The 16,601-nt window shown below is 63.1% G+C and carries 16 protein-coding genes; 13 read left to right on the forward strand and 3 right to left on the reverse strand.

Annotated elements, in window-relative coordinates:
• Positions 1-5 precede the first annotated feature (5 nt).
• The 3 genes from O4H62_RS07860 (at position 6) to O4H62_RS07870 (ending at position 2,718) form a co-directional block, all read left to right on the forward strand.
• Positions 6-1,163 (forward strand): Gfo/Idh/MocA family protein, encoded by a 1,158-nt coding sequence (locus O4H62_RS07860; protein ID WP_269386820.1) that lies wholly within the window; start codon positions 6-8, stop codon positions 1,161-1,163.
• 173 nt (positions 1,164-1,336) lie between these two features.
• Positions 1,337-1,813 carry a CYTH domain-containing protein gene (locus tag O4H62_RS07865; protein WP_269386822.1) on the forward strand — a complete coding sequence of 159 codons (477 nt, stop codon included), beginning with the start codon at positions 1,337-1,339 and terminating at the stop codon, positions 1,811-1,813.
• Positions 1,810-2,718 carry a CHAD domain-containing protein gene (locus tag O4H62_RS07870; protein ID WP_269386824.1) on the forward strand — a complete coding sequence of 303 codons (909 nt, stop codon included), beginning with the start codon at positions 1,810-1,812 and terminating at the stop codon, positions 2,716-2,718. The genes O4H62_RS07865 and O4H62_RS07870 overlap by 4 nt, the downstream gene beginning before the upstream one ends.
• A 170-nt stretch (positions 2,719-2,888) precedes the next feature.
• Here O4H62_RS07870 and O4H62_RS07875 read toward each other — a convergent pair whose 3' ends face one another.
• The gene (locus O4H62_RS07875; protein WP_269386826.1) at positions 2,889-3,296 is read right to left on the reverse strand and encodes a universal stress protein; all 408 of its coding nucleotides are present in this window, start codon (positions 3,294-3,296) and stop codon (positions 2,889-2,891) included.
• A gap of 206 nt (positions 3,297-3,502) precedes the next feature.
• Positions 3,503-4,408, reverse strand: coding sequence for a cation diffusion facilitator family transporter (locus O4H62_RS07880; RefSeq protein WP_269386827.1), 906 nt, complete (start codon positions 4,406-4,408; stop codon positions 3,503-3,505).
• 284 nt (positions 4,409-4,692) lie between these two features.
• Here O4H62_RS07880 and O4H62_RS07885 point away from each other — a divergent pair, with 284 nt between their 5' ends.
• The gene (locus O4H62_RS07885; RefSeq protein WP_269386828.1) at positions 4,693-5,448 is read left to right on the forward strand and encodes a hypothetical protein; all 756 of its coding nucleotides are present in this window, start codon (positions 4,693-4,695) and stop codon (positions 5,446-5,448) included.
• Between the two features lie 27 nt (positions 5,449-5,475).
• Here the strand turns inward: O4H62_RS07885 and O4H62_RS07890 are convergent, their stop codons facing one another.
• Positions 5,476-6,474, reverse strand: a complete 999-nt coding sequence (locus tag O4H62_RS07890; RefSeq protein ID WP_269386829.1) for a LacI family DNA-binding transcriptional regulator — start codon at positions 6,472-6,474, stop codon at positions 5,476-5,478.
• Positions 6,475-6,667: 193 nt separating this feature from the next.
• Between O4H62_RS07890 and O4H62_RS07895 the strand changes: the two genes are divergently transcribed.
• From O4H62_RS07895 to O4H62_RS07935, 9 genes are all read left to right on the forward strand, one after another.
• Complete coding sequence (locus O4H62_RS07895) at positions 6,668-7,615, forward strand: sugar ABC transporter substrate-binding protein (RefSeq protein WP_269387559.1); 948 nt, start codon at positions 6,668-6,670, stop codon at positions 7,613-7,615.
• A gap of 80 nt (positions 7,616-7,695) precedes the next feature.
• A complete protein-coding gene (locus tag O4H62_RS07900; protein ID WP_269386830.1) occupies positions 7,696-8,817 on the forward strand; it encodes an ABC transporter permease in 1,122 nt (373 codons plus the stop codon).
• Between the two features lie 31 nt (positions 8,818-8,848).
• Positions 8,849-9,607, forward strand: coding sequence for an ATP-binding cassette domain-containing protein (locus O4H62_RS07905; protein WP_269387560.1), 759 nt, complete (start codon positions 8,849-8,851; stop codon positions 9,605-9,607).
• A gap of 253 nt (positions 9,608-9,860) precedes the next feature.
• On the forward strand, positions 9,861-10,838 hold the full coding sequence (phnD, locus tag O4H62_RS07910) for a phosphate/phosphite/phosphonate ABC transporter substrate-binding protein (protein WP_269386831.1): 978 nt from the start codon (positions 9,861-9,863) through the stop codon (positions 10,836-10,838).
• A 62-nt stretch (positions 10,839-10,900) separates the two neighbouring features.
• On the forward strand, positions 10,901-11,701 hold the full coding sequence (gene phnC, locus O4H62_RS07915; RefSeq protein ID WP_269386832.1) for a phosphonate ABC transporter ATP-binding protein: 801 nt from the start codon (positions 10,901-10,903) through the stop codon (positions 11,699-11,701).
• Entirely contained in the window at positions 11,698-12,513 is an 816-nt protein-coding gene (gene phnE, locus O4H62_RS07920; protein WP_269386833.1) for a phosphonate ABC transporter, permease protein PhnE, read from the forward strand. Before phnC ends, phnE (O4H62_RS07920) begins: the two co-directional genes overlap by 4 nt.
• Complete coding sequence (phnE, locus tag O4H62_RS07925; RefSeq protein ID WP_269386834.1) at positions 12,513-13,331, forward strand: phosphonate ABC transporter, permease protein PhnE; 819 nt, start codon at positions 12,513-12,515, stop codon at positions 13,329-13,331. Before phnE (O4H62_RS07920) ends, phnE (O4H62_RS07925) begins: the two co-directional genes overlap by 1 nt.
• The gene (locus O4H62_RS07930) at positions 13,328-14,251 is read left to right on the forward strand and encodes a TIGR01459 family HAD-type hydrolase (RefSeq protein ID WP_269386835.1); all 924 of its coding nucleotides are present in this window, start codon (positions 13,328-13,330) and stop codon (positions 14,249-14,251) included. Before phnE (O4H62_RS07925) ends, O4H62_RS07930 begins: the two co-directional genes overlap by 4 nt.
• 330 nt (positions 14,252-14,581) lie before the next feature.
• On the forward strand, positions 14,582-16,528 hold the full coding sequence (locus O4H62_RS07935; RefSeq protein ID WP_269386837.1) for a methyl-accepting chemotaxis protein: 1,947 nt from the start codon (positions 14,582-14,584) through the stop codon (positions 16,526-16,528).
• The last annotated feature ends 73 nt before the right edge of the window (positions 16,529-16,601 follow it).

The following is a 16,601-nucleotide window of genomic DNA, read 5'->3' on the forward strand; positions in this document are numbered from 1 at the left end:
TGACCATGACAAAGCTCAAATGGGGCATGATCGGCGGCGGCGAAGGCAGCCAGATCGGCCCGGCGCATAGGCTCGGCGCCGGCCTTGACGGCGAGTTCGAGTTTTCAGCCGGCGCCCTCGATCTCCGGCCCGATGCCGGCCGCGATTATGGTAGGCGGCTGGGCCTTGCAACCGACCGCGCCTATGGCGACTGGCGCGAGATGCTTGAGGGCGAGAAAAACCGCGAAGACCGCATCGATCTCGTCACCGTCGCCACCCCGAACGCCACCCATTACGAGATCACCAAGGCCTTTCTCGAGGCGGGCTTTCATGTACTCTGCGAAAAGCCGATGACCATGACGATTGAACAGGGCGAGGACATCGTCCGCACCGCCCGCGCCACGGGCAAGATCTGTGCCGTCAACTACGGCTACACCGGCTATTCGCTGGTGCGCCACATGAAGGCGATGGTTGCGCGCGGTGATCTCGGCAGGATCCGGCTGGTCAAGGCCGAGTTTGCCCATGGCCACCATGCGGATGCCGCCGACGCCGACAATCCTCGGGTCCGCTGGCGCTATGATCCGGCCAAGGCCGGCGTGTCAGCCCAGTTCGCCGATTGCGGCATTCACGCGCTGCACATGGCGAGTTTCGTCACCGGCCAGGAAGTCGAAAAACTCTCCGCCGACACCGTGTCCTGCATTTCGAGCCGAGAGCTCGAGGACGACGCCATGGTCAATTTCCGCATGGACGGTGGAGTGGTGGGGCGACTCTGGACCTCGTCCATCGCCATCGGCCGCCAGCACGGGCTGACGCTGCAGGTCTTCGGCGAAAACGGCGGATTGCGCTGGGCCCAGGAACAGCCCAACCAGCTCTACTGGATGCCGCTTGGCGGCCGCCTCCAGACCATCGAGCGCGGCGAGGCAAACCTCTCGCCCGAGGCAGACCGCACCACCCGCGTCACCATCGGCCACGCCGAAGGGATGCCGCTGGCATTTGCCAATATCTACAAGGATCTCGCCGAAGCCATCCGCGCCGAGAAGCAAGGCCGGAGCATGGACCCCGCCGCCAATCTCTACCCCCGCGCCGAGGACGGCCTGCGCTCGATGGCCGCCGTCTTCGCGGTGGCGGAATCAGGCAAACGGGACGGGATCTGGGTCGACGCCCGGCCGCCGATGTTCCGCTAGAGCAATTCCAGCGAAAGTGGAAACCGGTTTCGCGTCCGGAATTGCGTGAAAACAATAAACTGGAGCATTTCCGGTGATTTCGTTTTCACCGAAAATGCTCTAGCGGCAATCTGCCCCGCAGACCACGCCGCGACTTCGATTGCAAATCCGGCCCATCCGGTCGAAGATGGACCATGGCCCTTGAGATCGAACGCAAATTCCTGGTCGACAGCGACGCCTGGCGCGATGCCGTCGAGAGCTCGCAAACCATCGTCCAGGCCTATGTCGCCGTCGACGGCGACACCTCGATGCGGGTGCGCATCTATGACGAGACAAGGGCCGAACTGACGGTGAAGGTCGGCGTCTCGGCGATGACCCGGCACGAATTCGAATACGCCATCCCCGTTGCCGATGCCCGCGCGATGACCGAGGCCAGCCGAGGGCGGGTGATCGAGAAGACCCGCCACATCCTCACCATCGGGGGCTTCGTCTGGGAGGTCGATGCCTATGAAGGCCGGCTCGCGGGCCTCGTCACCGCCGAGGTCGAGATGGGCTCGGAGAGCGACGATCCGGCGCTGCCTTCCTGGCTCGGACGCGAGGTCACCGGTGAAGCCGCCTGGTCCAACGCCACGCTGGCGATCAACGGCTGGCCCGAGGCTGCGCACCGATGAGTTACAGCATCCGCCCCGGCAGGCCGCTGACCGGCGAGGTCACGCGCGTCGCCGAAATCCAGTACAGGCGCGCCATCGAGAGCCTGCGCAACAGGCCCGACGGTCCGCACGAAGCCATTCACGAGGCGCGCAAGCGTTTCAAGCGGCTGCGCGGCCTGTTCCGGCTGGTCCGTGCCGCAGCACCCGAATTCTGCGCCCGCGAGAACGCCCGGGTGCGCGACATTGCATCCACGCTGTCGGCGGTGCGTGACGCCACTGCACTGGTCGAGGCGATGGACCATCTGCTGGCCTCAGGCGCCGCGAGCAGCCATCTCCCCGAGCTTGCCGCCATCCGCGACCGTCTGGCCTGCCGCCGTGACCGCATCGCTTCGGCGGAAACCGACCTCGAAGCCAAAATCGCCGCGGCGATTGCCGACTGCCAGGACGGCATCGCGGCGCTTGCCGGGCTCAAGCTGCCGAAGAGCAAGGCCAGGGCCGTCGAACTGCTGGCCCGGGGCGTCGCCCGGAACTACGGCCGTGCAGTCCGGGCGCTCGAAGCAGCGACCGCCAGCGGCCTCGCCGAGGACTGGCACGATCTGCGCAAGCGCATCAAGTATCACCGCATGCACGTGCAGCTGATGAGCCCCGTCTGGCCCGGCGACATGGCAATGCGCGCTGAAATCTCCGATCTCGCCGGCGAGGCGCTCGGCGACGACCACGATCTCGCCAACCTCGAGGCCCTGATCGCCTCCGACCCGGACACGATCGGCGACCCGGCCGAGATCGCCACCCTGCGCACGGTGATGGCGGCCCGCTCGGCGGAACTGCACGAGAAGGTCCGCGGTATCGTGAAGAACCTGCTCAAGGACGACAAAAAGCTGGTGCGGAGCAGGATCGCTGCGCTGTGGCGGGATGCGGCAGGGTGAAGGCCGGCGCAGTGCAGCCGGTTGCGGAAATCAGACGACAGCCTTCACAGACTCACCGGCTGCAATGGCAACCCGTCTTTCAGCACCGAAGTCCGTACCTGGCCGCACGGCAGGCAGTAACCCTCGCACGCCCGGTTGATCACCAGGTTCGTTTGGTTGGGCCGGAAGACCTATCGGACCACGTGCACCGCACAGGGCGCATGCCGAACCACCCTGCCCGCGGTCGAACCGAGGAAATAGTCCTGCAGGCCGGGACGGTGAGACGCGATCACGATGCAATCGACGTCGTGCTCGGTGGCGTATTCGACAATCGTTGTGCCGGGATGTCCGCTGACCACGACGGGCTTGACATCGGCAACGCCCCCAAGCTTGGCTTTCAGCATCGTTTCAGCGTCCGCATGCCGGCTCCTGAAGTGCTCCTGAGGAAGATATGGCACCACGTAAGAAGGCATCTCCTCCAGCACATTCAGAGCGATGACAGACGCGCCTTCATCAGCAAGCGACCGGGCAGCGGCAAAGGCGCCGGCAACATCATGTGTGTGATCAAGGGCCACCGCCACGAGGATGTTCTTGTACATATCAGGGTCCTCCTTTGCTGTGTTTATCGCACGGATCAGGAGCGCATTTATTGATTTGCCTCAATCATCGGGCTTCTCGTCCCCTGATCTGGCCATTCGAACGGGGTACGCAGTGGCACGGTCAGCACCGAGGTGGCAATTTCAGCCAGCATATCCAGACGTGCCGTGCTTTGCTTACAGTGCCGCCCCGGAGACGACCCACGCCCTCACCCGATCATCTTCGCGCCAACGCAGGCGTGTTTCGCACATTCGAGCTCCAGCGTCGTGTGGTCGAGGTCGAACTGCTGCTTGAGCCGCGCCTTGACCGCCTGCTTGATCGCATCGGCGTCGCCCCAGCGTCCGGTGTCGATGACGAGATGCGCGTCGAGCGCCGCTTCGTGTTCCTGCATCTGCCACAGATGCAGGTGGTGCACGCTCTGGACGCCGTCGATGGCTTCGATGGTTTCGATCACCTGTGACGCGCTCGGCTCCGGCGGGGCGCCGAGCATCAGGATGCGGATCACATTGCCGATCTCGCCGAACGACAGCCACAGGATGTATCCGGCGATCGCCAGCGTGACGATCGGATCGATGATCTGCCAGTCGTAGAGGATGATCAGGGTTCCGGCGAAGATCACCGCCAGGGAGCCCAGCGCATCGGCGACGTTGTGCACGAAGGCTGCGCGGATATTGACGCTCTCCTTCGACAGCGAAAATGTCAGCAGCGCCGTCACCACATCGACGGCGAGCGCCACGCCGGCGATGATCACCACCAGCCATCCGTCGACGCCGGAAGGCTCGATGAAGCGCATGATCGCCTCGTAGACCAGATAGAAGCCGATCACGATCAGCGTCGTGTAGTTGATCAGCGCCGCCACCACCTCGGCGCGGCCATAGCCGAAGGTCATTTTTCCGTCGGCCGGGCGCCGGGCGATCTTGCGGGCAAAGAAGGCGATGATCAGCGACATCGCGTCGGAGAAATTGTGGATCGCGTCGGCGATCATGGCGAGACTGCCCGAGACGATGCCGCCGATAATCTGCGCCACCGTCAGCGCCAGGTTGACGACAACCGCCCAGGCAACGCGTGAATCGCCCTTCCCGGCGTCGATGTGGTGGTGATGGTGGCCTGCCATTAGGAGGGTCCTGCCTTTGCGCTGGAATCGTCTGGCCACAGCTTTACCCCTGAAGCCGGCCAAGGCCACAGCTAATCCGCCAATGCGACCTCTTGCCCGCGTTGATCGGGCAGCCGGACAACTGCCCAGGCGCCACCGCGTGGGCCGCCTGCCGAGGCTGATTGTATTGCCGCTCGCCTTTTCCTAAATAGGCGGGCAAACAGCAATGCAAATCCCGGGCGAGGACCTGGCACGGGGCCTGACGAGAGCGCAAGCGCGCGACAGGCCGGCAAAGGACACGACGCGTGAAACAATTCACCTACCCCAACTTCCCGACCCGGCACGGCTACATGACGGAGAAGACGCAGCGGGACTACATCACCGCCGCCATCGAAAAGAAGCTGCTTCCCGACAACGCCCACCGGATGGCGCAGATCATCTCGCTCGAGGCATCCAACGACCTGTCGAAGCCGATCCAGTTCTGGCAGCTTTTCTCGGTGCTCGGGCCGGAACGGATCGTCCGCATCGTCGAGAATTTCTACACCCGGGTGTTTGCCGACGAGGACTGGTTCGTTTCAGTCTTTGCCCGCGTCGGCGGCGTCAACCACCACATCAACACGCAAGCCTCGATGTGGGCCGACGTGATGGGCGGCGGTCCGTATTATCACGGCGCCGATTTCAGGCTGAGCTTCCACCACACCCACAACGCCATGCAGCTGATGAACGACCGCGGCGCCGAGCGCTGGACCAGGCTGATGGTCGAAACGCTCGATGCCTGCCAGGCCGACATGACCGATGATCCGCGGGTCAGGCCGGCGCTCAACACCTTCCTCGACCATTTCATGGGCAAATATGCCCGGGAATTCGCGTTTGCGAACACCAGCGTGTTCGGCGAGCTCAATCCGCCGGTCAAGCGCAAGCTCAATTTCATGGCGATGACGGCGGAGGCGATCGAGGCGCTGAGCGAGGAAGAACTGCGCGACGCACTCCACGATCGCGGCATCGACACCTCGGCCTATCCGGAAAAGCGGGACCTGGTCGAAAAGGCGCAGATGCTGTGATCCGGCCGATGCCGCTGACGGCCGATATCAGTCTACCGGTCTGAGGGTACCGCGCTCGATCACCTTGCACGGAAACAGCCGGGCTTCGGGGTAGCGGTCGGGGTTTTCCAGCATCGAGACGATCAGTTCGATCGAGGACGCAATGATCTGGCTGATCGGCTGGCGGATGGTGGTGAGATTGATGTTTTCCCAGCCCGCCATCTCCATGTCGTTGAGCCCGATGATGCCGATGTCGCCCGGCACCTTCAGGCCGCTGTCGGCAATGGCGCTGAGCGCGCCGATCGACAGCACGTCGTCACCGCAGAAATAGGCCTCGGCCGGCTTGTGCTTCAGCAGCGCCAGCATTTCCTTGCGCCCCGCGTTGAACGAATAGGCCTCGGCGAATGAGTGCCGCACCGAGATCTCCGGATGCTGCGCCAGCTCCTCCATGAAGCCGCGAAAGCGGTCCTGTGTCGAGGTTGCGGATTCCGGCCCGCCGAGAAAGGCCACATCACGATAGCCGCGGCGGATAAGCTCGCGCGCCGCCATCCGGCCGCATTCGGCGTTGTCGATGCCGACCACGTGCACTTCCGGCGAACTGGCGTAGCGGCCGAAGCTGTGCACCACCGGCACACCGGCATCGCGGAACGCCTTGGCGAAGCCCGGCGGCAGCGTCGAGGACGCGACCACCACGCCGTCGACCGAATATTGCCGGAGCATGCGGATCGAGTTGGCGGGATCGGTTTCATCCGACAGGTTGACCAGGAGCGGCCGCAAGCCCCGTTCCTGCAGCCCGCGGGTGAACAGGTCGAACACTTCGAGAAAGATCGGGTTGTGGAAATTGTTCGAGACCAGGCCGATCAGCTTGGTCCGCCCGGTGGTCAGGCTCGAGGCGAGCGCATTGGGACTGTAACCGAGTTCAGTCGCGGCCTTCTCGACTTTCCTGCGCATTTTCAGCGACACCGACGCGCCGTCGGTGAAGGTGCGCGAGACCGCCGCGCGCGACACCCCTGCCCTTTCGGCGACATCCTTCAGCGTTGGCGGCATTGATCAGCGTCTCCTGTCGCTCAGTCCGGAACCACCTTCATTACTGCCCAGAAAAACCAGTGAAAGCAAGAATTTCGAATTCCATTTTGCAACCGGTTGCAAAATGGAATGATTCGTGGTTTCCTGACCATCGAGAGACGGCGGGAGGCCGGCCTTTCCATTCATTCGACAAATACTCTGGGAGGAGATCATGATGTCATTGACCAAGAAGCTCGCTCTGGCGGTTGCGGTGTTCGCAGCGCCGGTGCTGAGCGCTACCACGGCATCCGCCGAAGGCGAACGCTACGTGCTCGTCAGCCATGCGCCTGACAGCGACAGCTGGTGGAACACCATCAAGAACGGCATTGCGCTGGCCGGCAAGCAGATGGGTGTGGAAGTCGAATACCGCAATCCGCCCACCGGCGATCTCGCCGACATGGCCCGCATCATCGAGCAGGCCGCCGCCTCCGGCCCCAACGGCATCATCACCACGCTGGCCGATTACGACGTGCTCTCAGGCCCGATCAGGGCCGCCGTCGATTCAGGCGTCGACGTCATCATCATGAACTCCGGCACCCCGGACCAGGCCCGCGAGGTCGGCGCGCTGATGTATGTCGGCCAGCCCGAATATGACGCCGGCTATGCGGCAGGCCTGCGCGCCAAGGGCGATGGCGTCGGCTCGTTCCTCTGCGTCAATCACTACATCTCCTCGCCGTCGTCGACCGAACGCTGCCAGGGCTTTGCCGACGGGCTCGGCGTCGATCTCGGCAACCAGATGATCGATTCCGGCCAGGATCCGGCCGAAATCAAGAACCGCGTTCTGGCCTACCTCAACTCCAACCCGGACACCGATGCGGTGCTGACGCTCGGCCCCACCAGTGCCGACCCGACGATCCTGGCGCTGCAGGAAAACGGCATGGCCGGTGAAATCTACTTCGGCACCTTCGACCTCGGCGCCAACATCGTCGAGGCTATCAAGGCAGGCACCATCAAGTGGGGCATCGACCAGCAGCCCTTCCTTCAGGCCTATCTGCCGGTGGTGGTGCTGACCAACTACCATCGCTACGGCGTGCTGCCGGGCAACAACATCAATTCCGGCCCCGGCTTCGTGACTGCCGATGGCCTGACGATGGTTGAAAAATACGCGGGCGAATACCGCTAGGGCTTCCTCCCCCTCGGGCAGCGGCGCTTCGGCGATGCTGCCCGTTTTTTTCCAGGAATCTCAAACGTCTGTGAGGTCTCATGTCCGACATGGCTGACGCACCTGCAAGCGACGAGCGCATCAAGCAGACATCCGCCCTGCGCAAGGCGCTGATCCGCCCAGAATTGGGTGGAATCTGCGGAACCGTGATCGTGTTCGTGCTGTTTGCGATTTTTGCCGGCGACAGCGGGATGTTCAATTCGCAAGGCATTCTCAACTGGTCCATCGTCTCGGCGCAGTTCATGATCATCGCGGTCGGCGCCTGCCTCTTGATGATCGCCGGTGAATTTGACCTCTCGGTCGGCTCGATGATCGGTTTCGCCGGAATGATGATTGCGATCTTCTCGATCACCCTGGGCTGGCCGGTCTGGCAGGCGATCCTCGTGACCTTCGCGCTGTGTGTCGCCATCGGCGCGCTCAATGGCATTATCGTGGTGCGCACCGGCCTGCCGAGCTTCATCGTCACGCTGGCCTTCCTCTTCATCCTGCGCGGCTTCACCATCTATTTGCCGCAGTTGATCGAGCGCAAGACCATCATCGGCGGTATCGACAAGGCGGCCGAGGGCGACTGGCTGGCGGCCCTCTTCGGCGGCAAGATCCTCAAGGGGCTGTTCGCCTGGCTCGGCGACGCCGGCATCATCGCTGTGTTCGAGCGTGGAAATCGCGCCGGGCAGCCGGTGGTCGACGGCATCCCGATGCTGATCGTCTGGGCGCTCATGCTGGTGGCGTTCGGCCATTTCGTGCTGACCCGCACCAAATTCGGCAACTGGATCTTCGCCTCCGGCGGCGACGCCCAGGCCGCGCGCTATGTCGGCGTGCCGGTCAACCGGGTGAAGATCCTGATGTTCATGTTCACCGCCTTCTGCGCGACCGTCTTCGCCACCTGCCAGGTAATGGAGTTTGGCTCGGCCGGCGCCGACCGCGGCCTGCTCAAGGAATTCGAGGCGATCATCGCCGTCGTCATCGGCGGCGCGCTGCTGACCGGTGGCTACGGCTCGGTGATCGGCGCGGCACTTGGCGCGCTGATCTTCGGTGTGGTCCAGCAGGGCCTGTTCTTCGCCAATGTCGAAAGCTCGCTGTTCCGCGTGTTCCTGGGCGTCATCCTGTTGTTCGCCGTGGTGCTCAACACCTATATAAGACGCATGATCACGGGGGAGAGATGAGATGAATCCCGAACACGCTCCCCTGATTGAAATGAAGAACATCGAGAAGCATTTCGGCTCGGTGATTGCACTCAACGGCGTCTCGCTGGAGATCTATCCGGGCGAATGCCATTGCCTCTTGGGCGACAACGGCGCCGGCAAGTCCACCTTCATCAAGACAATGTCGGGCGTGCACAAGCCGACCCGCGGCGAGATTCTGTTCGAAGGCAAGCCGATGCATTTCGAGGATCCGCGCGACGCCATCACGGCCGGAATCGCCACCGTCTACCAGGATCTCGCCATGATCCCGCTGATGTCGGTGAGCCGCAACTTCTTCATGGGCAACGAGCCCGAGAAGAAATTCGGGCCGTTCAAGCTGTTCGACCATGCCTATGCCAACGAGATCACCATGCAGGAAATGCGCAAGATGGGCATCAACCTGCGCGGCCCCGACCAGGCGGTGGGCACGCTCTCGGGCGGCGAACGGCAGACCGTCGCGATTGCAAGGGCAGTGCATTTCGGCGCCAAGGTGCTGATCCTCGACGAGCCGACCTCGGCGCTCGGCGTGCGTCAGACGGCCAATGTGCTCGCCACCATCGACAAGGTGCGCAAGGACGGCATTGCCGTGGTCTTCATCACCCACAATGTCCGCCATGCGCTGGCGGTCGGCGACCGCTTCACCGTGCTCAACCGCGGCAAGACGCTGGGGACGGCGCAGCGCGGCCAGATCACGCCGGACGAGTTGCAGGACCTGATGGCCGGCGGCCAGGAAATGGTGGCGCTGGAGAGCTCGCTCGGCGGCACCGTCTGACGCAACACCGCGTCTTTCTAAAGCAACCGGATGGCGCGACTTCGGTCGCGTCTTTTCGTTACAGGTCCGTTTTTGTTTCGTTATTTTCGAATTGCCGCCTCAGAACTGGCATGCTTGAGCTCCGGTCTGGGCAGTTCGCCCCCATTCTCTCCTGTTAATTCAAACAGATGACCTGTCATAATCGCTTGCCATTTCGCCGCTGACCCAGAATAGTCAGCGCGGGAGAAACGAAATGCCAATTGGGAGGAAGATCATGACCTTGAAATCACTGCTTTTGAGCACCATCGCCGGTGTGGCCCTGACAATCGCTGCGCCGCTGGCCGCATCCGCCGCCGATTGCGAGCGCGGCACGCTGGATGAACGCTATTGCGACGTCGACGGCGACATGATCGCCGACATTCCGACCGATGCGGCCGAGCTCATCGATCCGGACACGCTTATCTTCGCCTACACACCGGTGGAAGACCCCGCCGTCTACAAGGAAGCCTGGTCCGACTTCCTGACCCACTTGGACAAGATCACCGGCAAGAAGTCGGTGTTCTTCCCGGTCCAGTCCAATGCCGCCCAGATCGAAGCCATGCGTTCGGGCCGTCTCCATATCGCCGGCTTCAACACCGGCTCCAACCCGCTCGCCGTCAACTGCGCCGGCTTCCGTCCCTTCACCATCATGGCATCGGAAGATGGCGGCTTCGGCTACGAGATGGAAATCATCACCTATCCCGGTTCGGGCGTCGAAAAAGTCGAGGACATCAAGGGCAAGACCATGGCCTTCACCTCGGAGACCTCGAACTCCGGCTTCAAGGCACCCTCGGCACTGCTCAAGGCCGAATACGGCATGGTCGCCGGCACCGATTTCGAGCCTGCCTTCTCCGGCAAGCATGACAACTCGATACTCGGCGTCGCCAACAAGGATTACCCCGCCGCAGCCATCGCCAATTCGGTGATGCACCGGATGATCGAGCGCGAGGTGATCAAGGCGGATCAGGTCAAGTCGATCTACAAGTCGCAGACCTTCCCGACCACGGGCTTCGGCGTCGTCTATAACCTGAAGCCCGAGCTTCAGGAAAAGATCAAGGAAGCCTTCTTCACCTTCCCCTGGGAAGGCTCGTCGCTGAAGAAGGAATTCGAGAAGTCCAACGAAGGCCAGTTCCTGGAAATGAACTACAAGGATTTCTGGGAAGTCGTGCGCAAGATCGACACGGCCAACGGTGTTCAGTACACCTGCGGCTAATCCCCTTCCCTCTGGCGCCGGGCGTTTTGGCGCGGCGCCTTCTTGCTTCATGACGGGGCCCCATGCTCGAACTCAAGAACCTGTCCAAGACCTATCGCACCGGCGACAAGGCACTCCAGAACGTCACGCTGACGGTCCCCAAGGGCCAGGTCATGGCCCTGATCGGGCCGTCCGGCGCGGGCAAGTCGACGCTGATCCGCTGCATCAACCGCCTGGTCGAGCCGACACAGGGCAGCGTCATCCTCGACGGCACCGACGTGACCGCGCTCAGCTCCGGCGCGCTGCGCAAGATGCGCCGCAAGATGGGCATGATCTTTCAGCAATATGCGCTGGTCGAACGCCTGACCGTCATGGAGAATGTGCTCTCCGGGCGCCTCGGCTATGTTGGCTTCTGGCGCTCCTATTTCCGCAAATATCCGCAAGCCGACATCGATGAGGCCTTTCGCCTGCTCGACCGGGTCGGCCTGCTTTCCATGGCCGACAAGCGCGCTGACGAACTGTCGGGCGGCCAGCGCCAGCGCGTCGGTATCGCCCGTGCCCTGATCCAGGATCCACGCCTGCTGCTGGTCGATGAACCGACCGCCTCGCTTGATCCAAAAACCTCGCGCCAGATCATGCGCCTGATCTGCGAATTGTGCGCCGAGCGCGGCCTCGCCGCCGTCATCAACATCCACGACGTGGCGCTGGCCCAGATGTTCGTCGAGCGTATAGTCGGGCTCAAGGCGGGCGAACTGGCCTTCGACGGCAAGCCGGTCGAGATGACCGAGGACGTGCTGACCAACATCTACGGTGAAGAGGACTGGCACGCGACCATCCGCGAAGTCGACGATGAGGACGCGGACGCCGGGGAAGCGGTAGCATGACCGCCGTCACGCTTGAAGAGAGGCTCGGCACCGCCTGGAAGAAACCTCCGCTGATCGCCAACCCGGCGCTGCGCTGGGGCCTGTTCCTCGCCGCCGCGATTTATCTGGTGCTGGCGGTTGCCTCGATCGATGTCAACTGGGCCCGCGTCGCCGAAGGCCTGAGCCGCGGCTGGGCTTTCATCACCTCGTTCTTCAATCCCGATTTCGTCTCGCGCGGGTCCGATATCCGCGACGGCATTCTCGAAAGCGTGATCATCACCGTGGCCTCCACCGTGGTCGGCATCCTGATCTCGATTCCCATCGGCCTGGGGGCTGCGCGCAACATTGCGCCCTTGCCGGTCTATCTGGTCTGCCGTGCCATCGTCGCCTTGTCGCGCGCGCTCAACGAGATCATCGTCGCCATCCTGCTGGTGGCGATCTTCGGTTTCGGGCCGCTGGCGGGTTTCCTCACCCTGTCGTTTGCCACCATCGGCTTTCTCGCCAAGCTACTGGCCGAGGACATCGAAGAGATGGACAAGGTGCAGGCGGAAGCCATCCGCGCCACAGGTTCGACCTGGATGCAATGGATCAACTACGGCGTGCAGCCGCAGGTCATGCCGCGGCTGATCGGCCTGTCGATGTACCGCCTCGACATCAACTTTCGTGAATCCGCGGTTCTCGGGCTGGTCGGCGCCGGCGGCATCGGCGCCACGCTCAACACAGCCTTCGACCGCTATGAATTCGACACGGCGGCGGCGATCCTGCTGATCATCATCGTCACAGTGATGGCGCTCGAATATCTGTCCGGCATCATCAGGGCAAAGGTGCAGTAATGCCGGTTTCACAAAACGCGAGCGGCACGAAAATCTGGCAGTTGCGCAACCGCAACCAGACGCTTGTGCGGTGGGCTGCCTACCTGGCGGGCGTCGCCGTCTTCATGTGGTGCTGGCAGCGCATTTCCGAGGCCACCACCTGGTTCTTCGTCTGGGATGCGCCGCGAATTGCCGCCGACATCGGCGGCCGCGCCTGGCCGCCGCGCTGGTCGTACATGGACAAGCTCTGGGGGCCGCTCTGGGACACGCTCAACATGGCGACACTCGGCACCCTGCTCGCCCTTGTTATGGCGGTTCCTGTGGCCTTTCTGGCTGCGCGCAACACCACGCCGAGCGCCGTGTTCATCCGGCCGGTGGCGCTGTTCATCATCGTCGCCACCCGCTCGATCAACTCGCTGATCTGGGCCCTGCTGCTGGTCGCCATCGTCGGCCCCGGTGTCTTTGCCGGGCTGATGGCGATCGCGCTGCGCTCGATCGGTTTCTGTGCCAAACTGCTCTACGAGGCGATCGAGGAGATCGACCCTACCCAGGTCGAGGCGATCACAGCCACCGGTGCCAGCCGCTGGCAGGTGATGGCCTATGGCATAGTCCCGCAGATCATGCCTGCCTTCGCCGGCATCAGCGTCTTCCGCTGGGACATCAACATCCGTGAATCCACCGTTCTCGGCCTGGTCGGCGCCGGCGGCATCGGCCTGCAGCTGCAATCCTCGCTCAACACTCTTGCCTGGCCGCAGGTGACGCTGATCCTGATTGTCATCCTGGCTGCCGTCGTGATAGGCGAATGGGTCTCGGCCAAGGTGCGTGGAGCCATCATTTGAGTACAGGATCAGAGGTCATCAAGGACCAGGGCGCCGAGTGGGCCTTCCGGGAATATGAATCTGTGCGCCACCGCCTGCCCGCATTGCGCCGGCAGGCCGAGTTCGTCCGGGCCGAAAACCTCGATGCGATCGCCGACCGGTTCGACGTGTTCCTGCTCGACGCCTTCGGCGTGCTCAACATCGGCGAGACCGCCATTCCCGGCGTCGTCGACCGCGTCAACGGACTGCGTGCGCGCGGCAAGCAGGTGATGGTCGTCACCAATGCGGCCGGCTACCCCTCCTCCGTGCTTCATGCCCGCTACCAGCGCCTGGGCTACAGCTTTGGTACGGACGACGTGGTTTCAAGCCGCATGGCCCTGCTCCGGGGGCTCGAAACCCGCCCGGAGCTGAAATGGGGCATGGCGGCCCAACCGAAATTCGGCCGCGAGGAACTGCCCGACGGCGCGCATTTTCTCGAGGACGACGCGTCCGCCTATGCTCAGGCCGAAGGGGTGCTGATGTTCGGCGCATCGGCCTGGAGCGAAGCACGCCAGGCGCTGCTCGAACAGGCAATGAAGGACAACCCGCGCCAGGTGCTGGTCGGCAATCCGGATCTGGTCGCGCCGGTGGAGAGCGGACTGTCGCGCGAGCCGGGCCATTATGCCCATCGCCTCGCCAATGCCACCGGCATCGAGCCGGTGTTCTTCGGCAAGCCGTTCCCGGCGATCTTCGACATGGCCCGCGAGCGCATCCGCCCCGGCGTCCCCGACGAGCGGGTGCTGATGGTGGGCGACACGCTGCACACCGACATTCTCGGCGGCAACGCCGCGGGCTTCCGCACCGCCCTGATCGCGGGCTACGGCTTCTTCGACGGCGAGGATCCAGCAAACGCCATCGGCGAATCCGGCATCGTTCCCGACTTCATTCTCGACCGGCCCTAGCCGGGCGCTCGACAACTGAGTGTCTTGCTGACGGTCGTCCCTCATCGGCAGGGATTGATTTTTGCACGAAACCGGACACAGGCTTATCCCACCTCTGCAAGTTGCTGATGCGTCTTTTCATATTCTCTTAAACATATTTCCGCACATTCACGAGATGTAACGGCAAGCCCGCTACAGGACCCGAGACAGGAAATGCGGCAAGCATGATGCGCGCCGTCGAGACAGCCATGTCCCCAGTTTTCAGTATTGCATCAGCTTATTGCAGAACGGCGGATGCGCCCCCGCCCCACCCGCCAGCAGTTAAAGATTTCCTCCCGATCGGACCGGACCATGAAAAAGAACATCACCATTCGCATCAAACTCATTGCCATAGCCGTTGCCGCCGCCGTCGGATTCGGCAGCCTGGTCGCCATCGGCTGGATTGAAGGCTCCCGGACCCAACGCTCGGTTCTCGTCGCCGATGCCATGAACCAGGAAATCGCTACCGTGAATGCCATGCGATTGGCCAATATCGAGATGACCCTGGCCGCGATGGATTCCATCATCGATCGCGACGAGGGCGTCGTACTCCCCGAGCGCGTCGAGACCATTGCCAGTTCCCTCGCCGTCATTCGCCAGGGGGCCAATTCCGCAACTATGGTGGCCCGACAAATCGGCAGGCCCGAATTGATGGAGACTTTTTCCGCCGACCTGGCCGAGGTTGCGGACGCCATTCAGATTCAGTTGCCGAAGCTGATCGAAAGCAATGCCTCGCAGGAAGAGTTTGCGGCTCTCGATGACGCCATCGATGGTGGCGGCGAACGGCTGAACGTCAATCTGAGTACGCTGGCCGAGATCGGCAATCAGCATGTCCGCTCGCAACTGACTGCGGTCGGCACCGCAGCCCAGCAGACGAAAACCGTCCAGTCAATGTCAGCGCTTCTGTTCCTGTTGCTGGTGGTCGGAATGTCGGCGTTCATAGGCCGCGGCATCATCCGCTCCCTCGCCGGGCTTCGCGACGACATGCAGCGTGTGGCCGCAGGCGATCTGGACCGCGACATCCAGGGTGCGGACCGGACCGATGAAATCGGCCTCATGGCCCAGACCCTGCTGGCATTCCGCGAAGCCGCACTCGACAAGCTTCGCGTCGACAGGGAGGCCGCCCAGGCGCGCAGTGACAAGGAGCAGCTTGATGCCTCGACGGCAGCCGGCCGTGCCCGCGACGAGGCGGATCGCAGCCGCGTCATCGAAGCCCTGACCGAGGGGCTGGAGCGGCTGTCATCGGGAGACCTGAGCTACCGCATCAACGAAGCCTTCGCGCCCGAGTACGAGAAGCTGCGTTCGGAGTTCAATTCGTCGATCAGCGCCTTGAGCGCCACCATGGAAGAGATTTCGGCGGGCACGAAATCCGTGCATCTGTCCGCCACAGAGATCGGTTCGGCCTCCGACGACCTGTCCCGCCGTACCGAACAGCAGGCAGCCTCACTTGAAGAAACCGCAGCCGCGCTCGACGAGATCACTTCGACGGTGAAGAACTCGTCACAACGCGCCGACGAGGCCAGCGTCATGGCATCCAATGCCAAGAAGGGCGCAGAAAAATCCGGAACGGTCGTGCGCAATGCCATCAGCGCCATGGAAAGGATCGAAGAGTCCTCGCACAAGATCAGCCAGATCATCTCGGTGATCGACGACATTGCTTTCCAGACCAACCTGCTGGCGCTCAATGCCGGGGTCGAGGCGGCCCGCGCAGGCGAAGCAGGACGCGGGTTTGCCGTGGTCGCCCAGGAAGTGCGCGAACTGGCGGGGCGCTCGGCCAACGCCGCCAAGGAGATCAAGACGCTGATCGAGACCTCATCGAGCCAGGTCGGCAACGGCGTGGCGCTGGTCAACGAAACCGGCACGTCGCTGGGCGAGATCGAGGTCGAGATTACAAAGATCAACGACCACATCCAGTCCATCGTCACCGCATCGACCGAGCAGTCCAATGCGCTCGCCGAGATCAACTCGGCGGTCAACCAGATGGATCAGATGACCCAGCAGAATGCGGCGATGGTGGAACAGACCAATGCTGCGACCCAGGGTCTGTCCGGCGAAGCGATCAAGCTCGAGGGCCTGGTCAGCCGCTTCAAGCTCTCGGGCGGCGGTTCCGTCGCTGCGGCAAGACCCGCACCGGCGCCTGCAAGCAAGGCTTCGCCTCCCACCCCCTCGCCCGCCCGGGCGCTGGGCCGGAAGATCGCCAATGCCTTCGGAGCGGGTCAGGCAGCCGCGGTCAAAGAGGAAGCCTGGGACGAATTCTGATTCCCGCCCCATAACCATGGTTCAACACTCAAGGGCCGCCGGATCATCTCCGGCGGCCCTTGCCGCATTCCGA

It is taken from the genome of Parahoeflea alexandrii, from assembly GCF_027214025.1.
GTDB classification, from domain to species: Bacteria; Pseudomonadota; Alphaproteobacteria; order Rhizobiales; family Rhizobiaceae; genus Hoeflea; species Hoeflea alexandrii_A.

Excerpts from the sequence above, each read along its gene's own strand:
- O4H62_RS07860 (WP_269386820.1), top strand. The coding sequence starts at position 6 with ATGACAAAGCTCAAATGGGGCATGATCGGCGGCGGCGAAGGCAGCCAG.
- O4H62_RS07865 (WP_269386822.1), top strand. The coding sequence starts at position 1,337 with ATGGCCCTTGAGATCGAACGCAAATTCCTGGTCGACAGCGACGCCTGG.
- O4H62_RS07870 (WP_269386824.1), top strand. The coding sequence starts at position 1,810 with ATGAGTTACAGCATCCGCCCCGGCAGGCCGCTGACCGGCGAGGTCACG.
- O4H62_RS07875 (WP_269386826.1), bottom strand. The coding sequence starts at position 3,296 with ATGTACAAGAACATCCTCGTGGCGGTGGCCCTTGATCACACACATGAT.
- O4H62_RS07880 (WP_269386827.1), bottom strand. The coding sequence starts at position 4,408 with ATGGCAGGCCACCATCACCACCACATCGACGCCGGGAAGGGCGATTCA.
- O4H62_RS07890 (WP_269386829.1), bottom strand. The coding sequence starts at position 6,474 with ATGCCGCCAACGCTGAAGGATGTCGCCGAAAGGGCAGGGGTGTCGCGC.
- O4H62_RS07895 (WP_269387559.1), top strand. The coding sequence starts at position 6,668 with ATGTCATTGACCAAGAAGCTCGCTCTGGCGGTTGCGGTGTTCGCAGCG.
- O4H62_RS07900 (WP_269386830.1), top strand. The coding sequence starts at position 7,696 with ATGTCCGACATGGCTGACGCACCTGCAAGCGACGAGCGCATCAAGCAG.
- O4H62_RS07905 (WP_269387560.1), top strand. The coding sequence starts at position 8,849 with ATGAAGAACATCGAGAAGCATTTCGGCTCGGTGATTGCACTCAACGGC.
- phnD (WP_269386831.1), top strand. The coding sequence starts at position 9,861 with ATGACCTTGAAATCACTGCTTTTGAGCACCATCGCCGGTGTGGCCCTG.
- phnC (WP_269386832.1), top strand. The coding sequence starts at position 10,901 with ATGCTCGAACTCAAGAACCTGTCCAAGACCTATCGCACCGGCGACAAG.
- phnE (WP_269386833.1), top strand. The coding sequence starts at position 11,698 with ATGACCGCCGTCACGCTTGAAGAGAGGCTCGGCACCGCCTGGAAGAAA.
- phnE (WP_269386834.1), top strand. The coding sequence starts at position 12,513 with ATGCCGGTTTCACAAAACGCGAGCGGCACGAAAATCTGGCAGTTGCGC.
- O4H62_RS07935 (WP_269386837.1), top strand. The coding sequence starts at position 14,582 with ATGAAAAAGAACATCACCATTCGCATCAAACTCATTGCCATAGCCGTT.